Annotated in this window: 4 protein-coding genes; 1 reads left to right on the top strand and 3 read right to left on the bottom strand. The window is 60.4% G+C overall.

Annotated features, from left to right (window positions below):
• Nucleotides 1–11,047, bottom strand: an 11,047-nt coding sequence (locus Q1K07_RS15190; protein WP_300312609.1) for a hemagglutinin repeat-containing protein, incomplete at its 3' end; no start/stop codon positions are given.
• Nucleotides 11,048–11,060: 13 nt separating this feature from the next.
• Nucleotides 11,061–12,773: a ShlB/FhaC/HecB family hemolysin secretion/activation protein gene (locus tag Q1K07_RS15185; RefSeq protein WP_300312606.1), complete on the bottom strand. Its 1,713-nt coding sequence runs from the start codon at nucleotides 12,771–12,773 to the stop codon at nucleotides 11,061–11,063.
• 761 nt (nucleotides 12,774–13,534) lie between these two features.
• Between Q1K07_RS15185 and Q1K07_RS15180 the strand changes: the two genes are divergently transcribed.
• Nucleotides 13,535–14,542: a rhodanese-related sulfurtransferase gene (locus Q1K07_RS15180; RefSeq protein WP_300312602.1), complete on the top strand. Its 1,008-nt coding sequence runs from the start codon at nucleotides 13,535–13,537 to the stop codon at nucleotides 14,540–14,542.
• A gap of 66 nt (nucleotides 14,543–14,608) precedes the next feature.
• On the opposite strand, the gene Q1K07_RS15175 is transcribed toward Q1K07_RS15180, so the two are convergent.
• Nucleotides 14,609–15,604: an adenosine deaminase gene (locus Q1K07_RS15175; protein WP_300312600.1), complete on the bottom strand. Its 996-nt coding sequence runs from the start codon at nucleotides 15,602–15,604 to the stop codon at nucleotides 14,609–14,611.
• Nucleotides 15,605–15,649 lie beyond the last annotated feature (45 nt).

The raw sequence follows: 15,649 nt of genomic DNA, 5'->3' as shown, positions 1-15,649 counted from the left end.
TACCGATACCCTGGCCGTCATATTCGGCCTGGTTGACGATGTCCTTCGTGGTGATGCTGGCCGTATCGAGCCGGTTGCGGCCTTCCTCGACCGCCTTGTCGGTACTGGCGATGGCCCCGCCGATCAAGTCGGTGTTGCCTTCCACGTCGATCTGGAAGCCGCCATCGCCGGTGAAGATGCCGCTCTGCTCGGTCACCGAGGCGTACTCGGCGTCCACCTTTTGGCCACTGATGCTCAGGCTGCCACCGCTGACGGGGCCGATGGTGATGCTGCCTCCGGCCTGGAAGCTGCTCGACTCGTAGTCGCTGGTGTCCTGACGGCTGGCAATGGTCAGGTCGCCACCGACCTCCCCTTGTACCTGCGGCGCTTCGAGTCGCGCGCCTTCCAGGCGAGTATCGCCACCGCTGACGAAGCGCACGCCTTCGTCACCTTTGACCAGGCTGTTGGTGTGCACGAGGCCATCGCCTTCCCCCTCGCCACGGCCGACGCTGGCCGCCACGGTAATACCGGTCTGCTGGCCGATGCTGATACCGATGCTGCCGCTGTGGTTGCGGCTGTCCTGCTCCAGGGTCGAGGTGTTTTCGGCAGATTCGATCAGCAGGTCGCCTTCCGCGGCAAGGTTGGCCTGCCCGCCGGCGTTGATCTCGCTGCCACGAATATGCAGATCGCTATCGGCGCCTTCGCCACTGGCCACCAGGGTGACATCGCCACCGGCCAGCACGTTGCTGCCACGGGCGGTGCGAGTGTCTGTTTCGGTGACATTCTTGCTGCTGCTGCCGCCAATGCTGATGTATAACGAGCCGGCATTGCTGACATCGCCACTGGCCAGGGCCTGCCCGGCAGCGGCCAGATCATCGGCGTTGTTGTAAAGATGCAGCGCGCTACCGGCGGCGGCCAGCCCCTGCATGCGCTCGGAGTCGGTGTTGCGCGACGCCTCGCGCATGTTGTCCACGGTATTGATGGCGGTGACCACCGCACCGCTGACACCGAGTGACAGCCCACCTTGTTTCATGCGCTCTTCGCTGCGCGTACTCAGGCTGTCGTGGCTTTCAACGATATTAATGCTCGAGGCGGCGATGTTGATGTCGCCACCGGGAGCCAGCACATCACTGCCGATCTGACGATAGTCACCACCGGCCAGAATATTCACGTCGCCATCGATGGCCCCGACCGTGCTGCCGCTGTGGTAAATGCCACGCTGTTCCTGATCGAGGCTCTGTGACTGACTGCCCAGGGTGATGCTGGCTCCGCTGGTGAACACACCGCTCTTGCTGGTCTTCTCGTAATGCTCCTCGTTGGCGTAATGCTCGGAAGGCGTGATGCCGATGTCACCGCCCGCGCTGAGCGTGGTGCCACGGTCGCTGATCACTTCACTGCCGATCACGTCCAGATCGCGTCCGGCATCGAGGAAGACGGTGTCACCACCCAACTGGCTGGCGATGCCTTCGCTTTCTTCACGCCGGGAACGCCGCTGGGTGGTCTTGCTCGACAGGAAGCCGCTGTGCTTCCTGTTATATTCCTCCTTGTAACGTTGGCTGGCCTCGCCGGCCTCGAGGCGGATATCGTTGCCGGCGCGGGCGACCAGGGCACCGCCGGCATCGGCCTCGGCAGCGCGGGCGATGATATCCTGCCCGGCATCCATGATCAGGGTGTCTTCGGCGCGGATGCGGCTACCCGCTTCGCTATCACGTTGTTCGGTGATGTAGTTGCGCGAGTCGCGTTCGACATGGGAATGTCGGCTGAGATCGAGGGTATCCAGTTGGAGATCACGCCCGGCGTTGATGCCGACACTGCCCGCGGATACCACCTCGCTGCCTGTCAGGGTGATATCGCGCCCGGCCTCGGTCTTGAGCACACCGTTCTGGCCTGTCACATACAGCCCAGCCAGGCGGTCGATCATGGTGTGCGAGAAGTCCGACGCTCCGACGCGGTTCACGCCGCTGGAGGTGGTGCTGTCGATGTGGATATCACGCCCGGCGGACACATCGAGCAGGCGCTCGGCGTCGATGACGCCGCCGATGTTGTCGATATCGGTGCGGGCATGGGCGACCACGCTGTCGCCGGTGATGCGACCATTGAGGTTGCGCAGGTTGTCGGCATTCAGCTCGACGGCGGTGCGTCCGGCAATGGTGCCGCTATTGATCAGGTCGCCGCGGGTGGTGACGTCCACGCGGTCACCGGCCAGCAGGGTGCCATCGCCGTTCAGGTCACCTTCGCGCACACGCACATAAACCTGGGGCACCAGCACGTTTTCGGTGCGGCCATCGGCCAGCGTCACCTCTCGCTCCACCAGCCATACGATATCGCTGGTCAGTTGCGCCATCTGCGCGGCGGTCAGGCCGATGCCGGGGCGCAGTTGATGTTCTGCGGCAAAGGTCAGCCCGGCGTTCATCAAGGCGCGGAACTGGTCTTCGTCGTTGTGGTAGCCGTCCAGATAACGCTGCCCGGTCAGACGCATGATCTGCTCGGTGATCAGGCGCTGTTCATACAGGCCGTCGCCCATGCGCTTGTGGCTGGTGGTCGGGTCCTGCTGCACGGCCTTGAGCATGTAGTCGGAACTCAGCCACTCACGCCGGTCGGTAAAGCGTGGGTCGGTCTCGATCAGCACGTCGGCATTGGGCGCGGGGTCGAGCTGGAACAGCGAACTGGTGGGAACACTCAACTCGGGTTGAAGGGTTCGCACCACCTCGGGAGCATCGGGATTGGCGTCGGCCAACGCCTGCCCCCGGGCACCATCAGGCCCGGCGATGTCCGGGCCATCCGCCGTGGAGGGTGTGGCCCGACCCGTGTCGGGAAGGTTCAGGTCCGCACCGGTTATGTCGCGCCCACCGGCTTCGGTATCGGTGGCCACGGCCGCCACTTCGACGATCTGCCCCGTCTGTCCACCTGCGTTGGCCGCAATGACCTTCAGGCCGCCGTCCTGTGTGGGTTGATCGGTACCGGCAATATCCTTCAGGTCCGCACCCTGCGGGCCTTCGCCCCGGCCACGGGCTTCATCTTCTGCACTGCCGGTGTGGCGGTCTTCTACCGCATGGCCGCTGCCACCAGCGTTCTGGTGGCTGTCCATGCGCGCCACGCTGAGGTCGATGGTGGTGGTTTCATCAGCGGGCACCCAGGGACCCAGCAACTCCCAATCACGGGAACGACAGTAGTTGCTGCTGCAGTGTTTGCCATCGGTGAACCAACGCTCACCCCCAGCTTCGTAGTGCACCCGGCGGGTGCCTTCGGCATCGCGATTCTCGATGCGCTGGAAGTCCGCTGCAAGCACACCACCGGCAATGATCTGGCTCTTGTCGTTGAGCAGCGTATCGCCCTTCAGCGCCATATCGCCACCAGAAAGGATCCTCCCAGGCGTGCTATCCCGCGTCTGGGTTTCGTAGACGCTTTTCTCGCCTTCGAACTGGGTCCAGTCCTGAATATGCTGGTGCCACTCGTCGATACGTTCCGGTGTACCGAAGGTGGCGTTGTAGGCGGCGATTTCTTCATCCAGCGCGGCATAACGCTGTTCGCTCTCGTTTTTCCAATCCGCATGGGCCTGCTGCCATTGCGCATGAGCCGCTCGATAGGCCTCATCCGAGGCAAAGGCCTCCGGGCGTGGTTCCTTGGGTTCAGGAGCGGGGGGTATCACGCCAAAATAGGCCCAGGCGGGATCATTGAGGGGATAATCGGCATCCGCCACACGCGGCGTCGGTGACCAGCCCAGCACGGCATCTTCCTTGGGCGGTGGCGTGCCATTCCAGGCGATGTACGTGGCCCCACCGGGCTTGTCGGTGAACCCGGAAACGGCATCATCGCGTTTCACATATTGGCCGCCTACCTTGTCGTACCAATCAAACAGCGAAACATCATATTCAACCCCTGGGGCGGGATAACGTTTCCCCCCGACGATGCTGATATAGCCCGTCGGCCCTTCGACCTGCACTTCCTCGGTGGTGAAGTGGGGATTGAGGTTGTTCAGTTCCCGCGCGTGGATATTGAGCCCGCCGAGGGATTCGATGGTGGCGCCGAGGTTATCGACTCGATCGGCCATACCGGTGGCATGGCGCTGATCATCCAGTTTTCCGGCGATATTGAGCGCCTCGGCGCCGCTACCGGCGCTGAAGATCAGGCTGTCCTTGCCCTGGTTGACCAGGGTGCCGATGCCCATATCGAGCCGCTCGCGGGCGGCGATGGTCGCGGAGGCTGTCTTGCCATCAAGGGTTTCTTCACGGTTGGTGAGCGTCTCTGCCTGAATGGTGAGATGGTCGCCGTAGATGCGCCCGCTGCCGATATTGTCGAGCGTGGTGGCTTGCACATGGGTGGCGCCGCCGTCGATCAGACCTCGGTTGGTCAAGCTGCCATTGATGATCACCTCGGTGGTATCAGCGCTGATGACGCCGTCGACGGTGTTGTCCAGCTCAGCGGCCGCCAGATACAGGCCTCCGGCCTGAATGAGGCCCTGGTTGATCAGCTTGCCCTGGGTATCGAACACCAGCTTGCCGTTGGCGGTGATCTCGCCGTCCCTGGTGTTGGTGAAGGCTTCGCTGAGCGTGAGGGTCAGGTCACCCTGGGACAGCACCCGACCATCGCCACTGAGCGTATCGGTGTTCAGCGTCTGGTCGCCCGCCGAGAACAAGGTGCCACCGGTGTTGGTGATCACATTCCGCGTGATATCCAGCGTGCCTTGGGAAGCGATTATCCCCCCGGTGTTGTTGAGAGAGCTGTCGAGAGAACTGCCGAGAGATTCGCTAAGAGAACTGTCAAGAGAACGGCTGAGAGCGCGTGGGAACACGTCCCCCGTCTGCAAACGCTGGATGTCGATCCGGGTGTCGGCGGCGATCAGGCCTTCTGTGTTATCAATACGTTGGGTGTGAAGCTCGACGGTGTCGCCCTGCAAGCCAAGCACATGATCCGGAGCATCGGACAACGTATCGCGGTTGATGAGGCTATCGGCCTCTACTGTCAGGGTGTTACCCGCCGAGATCAGCCCCTGGGTGTTATCAAGCTGGCCGTCGAGCCCGACGAAAAGATCCTCTTCGGCGACCAGTTGCCCGCTCTGGTTGTCCACGCCGCGGGCATTCAGGCTGACATTGGCCGCGCTGCCGAACACGCCCCCTTCGATATTGTTCAACTTGCCGATATTGGCGGTCAGCGCCTGCTGGGCGGAAATCAAGCCCGAGGCATTGTTGATGTCGCCGGTGATCAGGTTCATACCGCTGCCACTGATCAGGCTGCCCTGGCCGGTGTTGGTCAGGGTATGGCCGGCGGTATCCACGACCATGTCGCCCTGGGACTGGATCAGGCCGGTGTCGTTGTTCAGTTCACCACTGTGGATCGTCAGGTGGCCGGTTTCGGGGCCTTGGGATTCACCATCGCTAGATGAGGCTTCTCCCTCTTTACCAGAAATCGTGGCAATGGTGCCGCCGGCGCTGTTGTCGAGAGCCTGCTGGCGGGTGTTGATGTCAATCTCGGTGCCCAGGATCGAGCCGCCGATGTTGCTGAGCCCGGCGCTGATGATGTCAGTGCGCCCCTGCGACTGGATCGCACCAGCATCATTGCGCAGATTGTCGCCACTGGTCAGGTCCACACCACCTTGCAGGGACACCAGCGTGCCGCTCTGGTTGTCGATGCGTTCATCGACAGTCACGGTCAGCGTTGCGTCTGCCTGGATAATACCGCCCTGGTTATCCAACGACTCAGCCGTCAGAGTGATGGCATCAGCTCCCCCCATCACCCCGCTATTGGTGTTACTCAGCTTGCCAGCATGGGCAATCAAGGCCTGCTTGGCGGAGATCAACCCACTATCGTTGATCACATCACCATACGTGCCTTCACCGTTGATCGGGTTGAGGGTCAGTGAACCGCCACTGATCAAGCCGCCTTGCGTGTCATTGTTGGAATGGCCTGAGTGGGTGTTGGTCAGAGTGTGGCCGGCGGTGTCGATGACCATGTCGCCCTGGGACTGGATCAGGCCGGTGTCGTTGTTCAGCGCGCCGCTGTGGATCGTCAGAAGGCCGGTTTCGGGACCTTGGGATGCGCCGTCACCCGTGGGGGCTTCGCCCTCTTTCGTGCTGATCGTGGCGATGGTCCCCTTGGCGCTGTTGTCGAGGGTCTGCTTTCGGGTGTTGATGTCGATCTCGGCGCCCAGGATCGAGCCACCAACATTACTGAGGCCGGTGCTGATGATGTCGGCGCGTCCCTGCGCCTGGATCACACCACTGTCATTCCTTAGTTCGTCACCGCCTGTCAGGCTTACATTGCCTTGTCGGGAAATCAGCACACCACGCTGGTTCGCGATTTGCTGGTCGATGTTGGCGGTCAGGGTCCCGTCCGCCTGTACCGTGCCGTCCTGATTGGCCAGTGACGTGGCGGTCAGGGTGATGGTGTCCGCCCCAACGATCGCGCCGCCATCGGTGTTGCTCAGTTCCGTGGTACCGAGGGTGAGTGCCTGCTGGGCAAACACCCAGCCGCCAGCGTTATTCACATCGCCGTACACGCCTGTGTCGCTGATCGGATTGAGGGTCAGTGTTCCGCCGCTGATCAGGCCCCGATGCGCGTCGTCTTCGCTCTGGGCTTGCGTGTGGGTGTTGGTCAGGGTCTGGCCGTTGGTGTCGATGAGCATGTCGCCCAAAGACTGGATCAGCCCGGTGTCGTTGTTCAGTTCACCGCTGTGGATCGTCAGGTGGCCAGTTTCGAGGCCCTGGGATGGATCATCGCCTTGGGCAGTATCTCCGTCTTCGCTGGCCAGCGTGGCGATGACGCCGTTGTTGCTGTTATCGAGTGTCTGCTTTCGGGTATTGATGTCGATCTCGGCGCCCAGGATCGAGCCGCCCGCGTTGGAAAGACCCCGGCTTTGGGTATCGACCTTACCTTTGGCCTGGATCGTGCCCTTGTCGCTGGACAGCTTGCCGCCACTGGTCAGATCTACATCGCCTTCGCGGGACACCAGCACGCCACGCTGGTTCTCGATTTGCTGATCGACGTTGGCGAGCAGGGTCCCATCCGCCTGCACCGTGCCATCCTGATTGGCCAATGATGTGGCGTTCAGGGTGATGGTGTCTGCGCCGACGATCACACCGTCATCGGTGTTGCTCAGCGTGGCAGCATTGACGGTCAGGGCTTGCTGGGCGGCGATCCAACCGCCATCGTTGAGGACATCGCCGTACACGCTTTCGCCGGACGTTTCGCCGCTGATGGGATTGATCGTCAGCGACCCGCCGCTGATCAGACCACCGGTTTCCTCCGTACCTGGTCCACGGGAGTGGGTATTGGTCAAGGTCTGGCCGGCAGTGTCCACTCGCATGTCACCCTGCGATTGGATCAGGCCGGTGTCGTTGTTCAATACACCGCTGTGGATCGTGACGCTGCCGTCGCCGTGGGCAGTATCTCCGTCTCCGCTGGCCAGCGTGGCGATGACGCCGTCGTTGCTGTTGTCGAGGGCATGCTGACGAGTATTGATGTCGATTTGTGCACCGAGAATGGCGCCGCCGGCATTGGCAAGGCCTCGGCTTGCGCTATCGACCAAGCCCCGCGCCTGAATCATGCCCTTGTCATTGGTCAGCTTGCCGCCGCTGGTCAGGCCCACATCACCTTGAAGGGAAGCCAATAACCCAGCGGTGTTGTCGAGGGTCTTGTCGACACTGACGCTTAGCGGTTGATCGGCCTGAACAGAGCCACTCTTGTTGTTCAGCGAAGTGGTATTCAGGGTGATGCTATCCGCACCGGCGATCACACCATTCTGCCGGTTATTCAGTGCGGCCGCGTTGATGGTCAGGGCCTGCTGGGCGGAGATCAATCCGGCATCGTTGAACACATTACCGTACACGCCATGTCGATGAGGACTATCACCATCGACAGGGTTGATGGTCAGCGCCCCGCCGCTGATCAGGCCACCTTTTTCTCCCGAGCGAGTGTTGCTCAGCGCCTCGCCGGCAGTGTCGATGACCATGTCGCCCAACGACTGAATCAGTCCACTGTCGTTGTTCAACTCGCCGCTATGAATGATCAGATGACCCTCTTCCGTTCCCTGAGCGTTGGCGCGGCCTTTTATCGTGGCAATGGTGCCGCCTGCACTGTTGTCGAGCGTCTGCTGATGAGTGTCGATCTCGAGCGCGGTACCGAGGATGGCGCCACTGGCGTTATTCAGCCCGCGGCTGTCGATCACCACAGCACCGCCCGATTGCAGAGTGCCCCCTTGATTATCGAGCTGCCCACGGGTCGCCAGCGTGAGCGTATCGTCGCCCAAGGCGATCAGCTGGCCGCCAGCGGTGATCAGCTTCTGGCCATCGACCGTGATGCGTTGGGCTTGGGTGGTACCATCACTCAGATCGAGAATGCCACCATTGAGATCCAGATGGCCGTTGCTGACGATGGTGCCGCCGTTACCGTTCAACTGGGCGGTGTCGATGGTCAGCGTGCCATCTCCGGCATGTTCGACGGTTCCAGAGACATTGCGGAAGGTCGCGGCCTGTATCGACTGATCACCACCGCTGGTCATGTCGCCTTGGGTGTTGTCGAGCGTTTCAGCAACATCGAAGTGGGCATCGCCAAATACGTTGAACGTACCCGCCTGGTTATTGACAGACAGTGCCTCGAGCCACAGGTCGCCATTGGTGGCGATGCGGCCAGCGCGGTTGTCGATCTGCCCGTTGGTCGTCAGCATTAGCGTGTCATCACTCAGCGCGGTGAGGCTGCCGCCGGCGGTGGTCAGCGCCTCGCCATCCACGGTAATGCGGTTTGCCTGGGTGGTGCCCTCACTCAGGTCGAAGCTGCCATCGTACAGGCCCAGGTCGCCGTTGCTGGCGATGGTGCCGCCCTTGCCGTTCAGGCGCTGGGTGTGGACAGTCAATTGGCCGTCACCGGCATGCAGAATCTGACCGCCGGCGTTGCCCAGGGTCGCAGCACGAATGTCCAGGTCACCATTGCTGGTCAGGACACCCCCTGCGCCATTATCCAGCGATTGACGAACGGTCAAGGTATTGGGTTGGGTGCCGCCCAGGGTGATGAGGCCGCCGCGGCTGTCGAAGCTGTCGGCATCGAGCGTCAGTTGCTCGGCATTCAGGGTGGCGCCGCTGTGATCCACCTTCGCCGCGGTCAATTGCATGGCACCGCCGGTGGTGATAGTGCCATCACGTCCGTACAGGTCGCCGCTGTTCAGGGTTAGCCCGCCGCTGCCGGCATGTTCGATGGTGCCGCGCTCGTTGTAGAAGGTGCCGGTATTCAGGGTCAGTTGGCTGGCGTTGCTGGCCAGGGTGCCTTGGGTGTTGTCGAAAACGCCATGGCGGTCGTTATCAACCGCCCCGTACACGTTCAGGGTGGTCGCGGACGTATCACTCAGCGTGAAGGTGCCACCGCGGTTAGATACATCCCGGGCACTGAAGGCCAGGGGGCCGGATATCTGCCAGACACCGGCATTGTTGTTGACTTGGTTGACCTGTACATGCGCAGGGCCATCAATGATCAGCTCCCCCCCCTGATTGTTCAGGTTGCCGCCTTTCAGGGTCAGTTCGCCGAGGCCCAAATGGCCACCTGCGTTATTGAGCCCCGAACTGCTGACCAGATCCATATGCGCGGCGCTGATGACACCGGCATCGTTACTGAGCCGATGCGTGATGGCGAGTCGACCATCGGCCAGCACCTCGGGCACCGGACCTGACCCGCCACCGGATTGGCCACCACCGCTTGAGCCTCCCCCGGTGTTGCCATTGGCCGATCCGCCACCGCTGGTGCCACTATCGGTTCCGCTGTCAGTACCGCCGCCCGTATCCGGCGCGGGCAGGCCAATGCGTCCCCCCTGGCGGTTGGAAAGCGATCCGGCATTCAGGGCCAGCGCCTGCGTGCCGGTCTGTTCGATCTCGCCATACAGATTGGTCAGCGAATCCGCCTTTACGTCAAGGCGCGGAGCACTCAACATGCCATGGCTATTGTCGATGTCACGCGGAGTGGTCAACGTCAGCTCACGAGCGGCAGTCACATCACCACTATTGCGGATGCCACCCGCAGCGGAGAGCCGAGTATTCGACATTGATGACTGCAACAGACCGGTATTTTCCACTCGGCCATCAGCCGTGACGCGCAGCTCTCCCGCCCGAGCTCCGATCTGGCCTGCGTTGCGCACTCCTACCCCGGCTTCCGTTGCCACAAGCCGGATTTCATTGGCGTACATTCCCCCTAGGTGGGCCACATCAATCGCCACTTCCGGGGCCGCGCCCTGACCCTGAATCGCGGTGACATCTTTCAAGTCGGCACTGATGCGGTTGGCCCCGGTAATCACGGTCAGGTCGTTGGCCTGAAGACTGGCCTGGGCCTGCACTTCAACGGCACGGGCCAGCAGGGCCGTGTAGTCACTGTCGCTGGTATCCAGACCACCACCCGCAATCTCGATCTTGCCGCCACCCACGTGGTAGCCGTTGATCATGCCGTCGCGATACAAGGGGTTGCCTGTCGTCAGGGTGACGTTGCTGGCATTGATGAACTTGCTGCCATTGATCTGCAAGCCTGCCGGATTGGCGATGATCACATCGGCCCGGCTTCCCGCCACTTCGATCGGCCCACGCAGGAGGCTGGGATCACGCGAATTGACCTCGTTGAGGATGACCCGCGCCTCACCTTTGGCCAGGTTGGGGTTGGCCTGCACCCAGCCACCAATCTGAGTCTGGGTGTTGTTGCGCGAGTTGTTGAGGATGGCCCCTTTGCCATCGACATCGAACTGGCGATAGGTGTTATGCGACAGGCCCTTGCGGTTAGGCGCCTGGATATTGACCTGGGGCGTACCGTTGGCCGTATTGACGACATGGGGGCGCTGATTCGAAGGCGCGTTACTGTCCGGCAGGATCTGTGCTTGAGCATCTTCCATACCTACCAGCCCGACACTGGCCAGCAGCACCGCCATACATAGTGGCCGGAGTGCAGAGATGTTTTCACCGAGCGGAAGCAACAGGCCTGATGCGCCAGTCAGGGTCGCACCTTCTCCACGACTCCCCTTGCCCCTGCGCGACGCCTGCTCGGAGGTCACCACCCAGCGGCCTTTCGCACGGCTGAAGATCAAGCGGTAGCATTGCCGGTTCATGGGCCAGTTCCTCCTACAGGGTCACGTACAGGCTCAGGGCGAGGTCGTAGTCGTCGGTCTGGAAGCCATCGGGTTTCAGCAAGGGCGCAGCAATCGAAGCGTCATACTGAAAGCGGCTATTACCCAGGCTTCCACGTACGCCCAGCGCGGTGCCTGCCAAGCGTTCGCCCAGCAGCCATTTGGTCGAAGGACCATCGACCTGTCCGTAATCGAGCCCGACATAGAGCGACTGGCCGCTACGCCCCACATCCGCTTCAAGCTCATTACGCACTAGCCAGCCACGCTCGGCCGTCAAGGTGTTGTCGGTGAAACCGCGCACGGTATAGCGGCTACCGATGGAGAACTGTTCGAGTGGCGTCAGTGGTGTCAGGTTGTACTGGAAACGCATCTGACCGAGGTAACGCAGCGACTGTTGTCCCAACAGGAACGGCACACTGACATCGGTGGTGGAGGTGATCAGCTCGAAATGCGAGGTGCCTTTGATATCAGAATCTGCCCCGAAGTCCGTTTCCACTTCTTCTGGAGCGGGCAAGGAACCGAACGCCCCAGTGCCACGCTGATAATTCAGTTGGACATTCACCAGGCTGTTGCCAATGAACTCGCGATGATCGATCCCAGCTTCCCAGCCGCCTACTACACGGCGTTGTACCTCGATCTCCGAATCATTGACGAAGTTATGCGACTGACGCTGGAAGGCACCCGCCGATACGGTGGTCTTGCGTGAGGCATCGCGGTAGATCGTTCGCGACAGCGTGGCACTGAGATCACGGCTGGTACCGCTGTATTCGTTTGTCTCAGAGGGACCGGCGATGCTCTGGTGATAGGCGTAGTCACTGGCATCTAGCCTCAAGCGCCAGTAGCCCCAGGGAATGGAGTAATGCGCCAAGCGACTCTTGTTACCGCGTGGGCCGGGATAGCCACCACCGGCATCCTTGCTCAGCGAGATATATGCCAGATCATTGAGACCCAGCAGATTGTCGTAGGACAGCGTTACACCGGCCAGGTAGCGGCCGGTGGCATCCGTGCCACTATTGTCCAGTGAAGCGCTGGCACGCAGTGGCCGCTTCTGCTGATAGGCAATGACCAGATTGCTTTCACCGGGCTCTCCCCCCGGCGCAATCTGGATATCGACATCCACCGAGGGCAAATGCTGGAAGTTTTCCAGCGCCTGTTCGATATCGCGCAAATTGAGAATGTCACCCGGGCGTGCCGGCAGTGCATTGCGCCAGCTGGCCCATGTGGGGTTGGGGTCTGCCCAACGCACATGGGCAATGCGACCGGGCACCAGGGTCAATATCAGGGAGCCATCGCCAAGATCCTGCGGCTCCACCAACACCCTGCTGGTGACGAAGCCTCGATCGATCAGCGCATTCTGAGTGCGCTTGAGCACCAGGTTGATCCCTTGGGTTCCCAGGCATTTACCGAGCGGAGAATCTTCATCGCTGCCACCTAGCGCGGCATCCTGCAGCCAACCAAAACGCTCGATGGCCTCGCCTTTCACATGCAGTTCTTGAATGACAAAACATGGAGATTCCTGCTCAGGGAAACGATCCAAGGTTTCCAGCGGTACCTGCAGGCGAACATCAGGACGTTCTTCCAGACGCTCTCGCAGTGCGTCTTCACGTTGCTGCTGACGCAGTAGCTCATCGTTTTGATACAGGCGCAGTAGCTCATCATTCAAACGAGCCTGTGCCAAAGTCTCGGAGCTGTTCAGTAGCCCTGTCATCAAAGACCCCAGCAGGATCACTGCAAGCTTTCGACGGCATGGCGATAGTTTGAAGGGGATTGTTGTCGACACGGTTCCCTGTCCCTTTTGTCATGCCCTGTTCCCTGGGCCTTTCCTTGTCATCGACAGCGCTTGAACATGCCCTCTGACTTATTCAGGCACCCTTACCGCTTCAGAGCATCCTTAACTGCGACGTTGTTGTTAGTCGCTCTGCTTAACTGCACTGCTGTTGACGACTTGCTAGAGCCCCAAGCGCTCTCGCGCCTTGACCCTTTTGATATTCCAACGTGATAGCCCAACCGATATGTATCCATGTGTCGCAGAAATGAAACACAATGTAATTAATTGCTCGCCTATCTCTCGATGGCAATAGCCTTTCGCAGACCTACCTCCCCCATGCAGGTTTGTGCACAAAAATTGGCAAGGAGTGCTGGTTCGAGTCAGGTAGAAGAGTTAAACGTCAGGAAAATGAGACGTTAGGAGAGTCAGGTAGGTCAGGAGAGTCAGGTAAGTCAGGAGAATCAGGAGAGAAACGAGGGATAGCAGTGAAATAGCGGTGGAATAGGAAATAAAAGAGACAGGCGAGAGATAAGGCGAGAAATAAACAAGAGCCGTTACCTGATGGGAGAAAGGGTCCAGGAGGTGAGTCAGGTGTGGAGGTAACCCGTCATGCAGAAATTCACGCAATTTTGGCGTATGATTTGCGCCCTGCTCTTTCAACCTGCTCCGGATTTACGCTCCGGTCCGCATAAGGAATGACCATGACCGCAACACCCGTGACGCCACCTGTGGTGGTATGTGCCTTGTACAAGTTCGTGTCCCTCGACGATTTCGAGGCACTGCGCGAGCCATTGCTCGCCACCATGCTGCAGCATCAAGTGCGCGGCACTCTGCTGCTGGCCCGCGAAGGCATCAACGGTACTGTCGCTGCCAACCGCGAATCGATCGATGCGCTGCTCTCCTGGCTGCGGTCTGATCCTCGCCTGACAGACCTGGATACCAAGGAGTCCCTGACGCAGCACCCTCCGTTCATGCGCACCAAGGTCAAGCTCAAGCGTGAGATCGTGACCATGGGGGTGGAAGGTATCGACCCGCGCCAGACCGTGGGCACTTATGTGGACCCCGAAGACTGGAATGCCCTGATTTCCGACCCAGATGTGTTGCTGATTGATACGCGCAACGACTACGAGGTTGAAGTCGGCACCTTCAAGGGAGCGGTCAACCCTAATACGACCACCTTCCGGGAGTTTCCTGACTACGTCAGGCAGACACTGGATTCATCACGTCACAAGAAAGTGGCCATGTTCTGTACCGGCGGCATCCGCTGTGAGAAATCCACTGCCTATCTCAAGGAACAGGGTTTCGAAGAGGTCTACCACCTGAAAGGCGGTATCCTGAACTATCTGGAAAAGGTGCCTCAGGAAGAGACCATGTGGCAGGGCGAGTGCTTCGTCTTTGATGATCGTGTCACGGTGAATCACAATCTTCAGCCCGGCAGCTATGACCAGTGCCATGCCTGCCGCATGCCCATTACCGAAGAAGACAAGCACAGCGGTAAATATCAGAAAGGCGTGTGCTGCCCGCGCTGCCACGACACACTGAGCGACGAGCAGAAAGCGCGTTTCGCCGAGCGTGAGCGCCAGATTCGCCTGGCACGCGAGCGTGGAGAAGAGCATCTGGGTATCGACGCTGTCGAAGACATGGAACAACGCCGCCGGGCCAAGCGCCAGCAACGCGAAGCCGCCCGCAAGGCTGCCGAGAAGGCCTGACACGCGCCACGAGCCACGAGCCACGAGCCACGAGCCCAATACTCGGGTTCGTGGCTCGCTTGTCAATCAAGCATTGGCGAGCCGCTCACGCAGCATGGCGCGTCGGTCTTCCTCCATGAAGGCAGCATCGATGGCATTGCCCGCCAACCAGCGCAGGGTCTCCCTGGACCAGCCAAAGGCTCGCTGGCACTCTGCATAGTTATCGCGCAACCCACCGCCAAAATATGCCGGGTCATCAGAGTTGAGTGTGACGACCAGGCCAGCATCCACCAGTTGTGGCAAGCTGTGATCCTCCAGCCGTTCCACGACTTTCAGACGCACATTGGACAACGGGCATACCGTCAGCACCGTGCCTTCATCAGACAGGCGTTCGAGCAACTCCACATCTTCCACAGCACGCACACCGTGGTCGATACGGCAAACATCAAGTTCCTCCAGGGCTTCACGTATATAGCCAGGCGGCCCTTCTTCTCCTGCATGGGCGACCCGTGCCAGACCAAGCGCCTTGGCGCGCAGAAAGACATCGCGAAACTTGCTCGGTGGATTACCCTGCTCTGCGCTGTCGAGGCCCACAGCACTGAAATGCTCGTGCCAATGACGGCTGCTTTCCAGCACTTCCATGGCCTCTTCTGCTGGCCTATCACGTAGAAAAGCCAGAATCATCGCGCTGGACAGGTCCAGTTCGACAAGTGCCCGTTGCCGCGCTCGTACAAGACCTTCCATCAGCGTGTCGAATGATACGCCGCGCACAAGGTGCGCCTGGGGGTCTACGTGCATCTCGACATGCACGACTCCCTCCTTGGCAGCACGCTGGAAATACGCCATGGCCAGGTCCTCGAAGTCCTGGGCCGTCAACAGAACGCTCATTCCCTGGTAGTAAAGATCGAGGAAGGACTGCAGATCAGTAAAGTCGTAGGCCGCACGTGCGGCCTCGATATCTGAGTAAGGAAGCGTCACACCATTACGCTGGGCCAACTGGAACATCAGTTCCGGTTCCAGCGTGCCTTCGATATGCAAATGCAACTCGGCTTTAGGCAGGCGGGTAAGGAAATCATCGGACATGGTCACTCCTTGGGGACACAAGGCAAAAGGGCACAGCGGTTTCCT

The sequence above is a fragment of the Halomonas sp. genome, assembly GCF_029263665.1.
GTDB lineage: Bacteria > Pseudomonadota > Gammaproteobacteria > Pseudomonadales > Halomonadaceae > Halomonas.
The sequence above is the reverse complement of the archived record's forward strand: the minus strand, read 5'-3'. Positions and strand labels throughout refer to the sequence as shown.

Excerpts from the sequence above, each read along its gene's own strand:
- Q1K07_RS15185 (WP_300312606.1), bottom strand. The coding sequence starts at position 12,773 with ATGACAGGGCTACTGAACAGCTCCGAGACTTTGGCACAGGCTCGTTTG.
- Q1K07_RS15180 (WP_300312602.1), top strand. The coding sequence starts at position 13,535 with ATGACCGCAACACCCGTGACGCCACCTGTGGTGGTATGTGCCTTGTAC.
- Q1K07_RS15175 (WP_300312600.1), bottom strand. The coding sequence starts at position 15,604 with ATGTCCGATGATTTCCTTACCCGCCTGCCTAAAGCCGAGTTGCATTTG.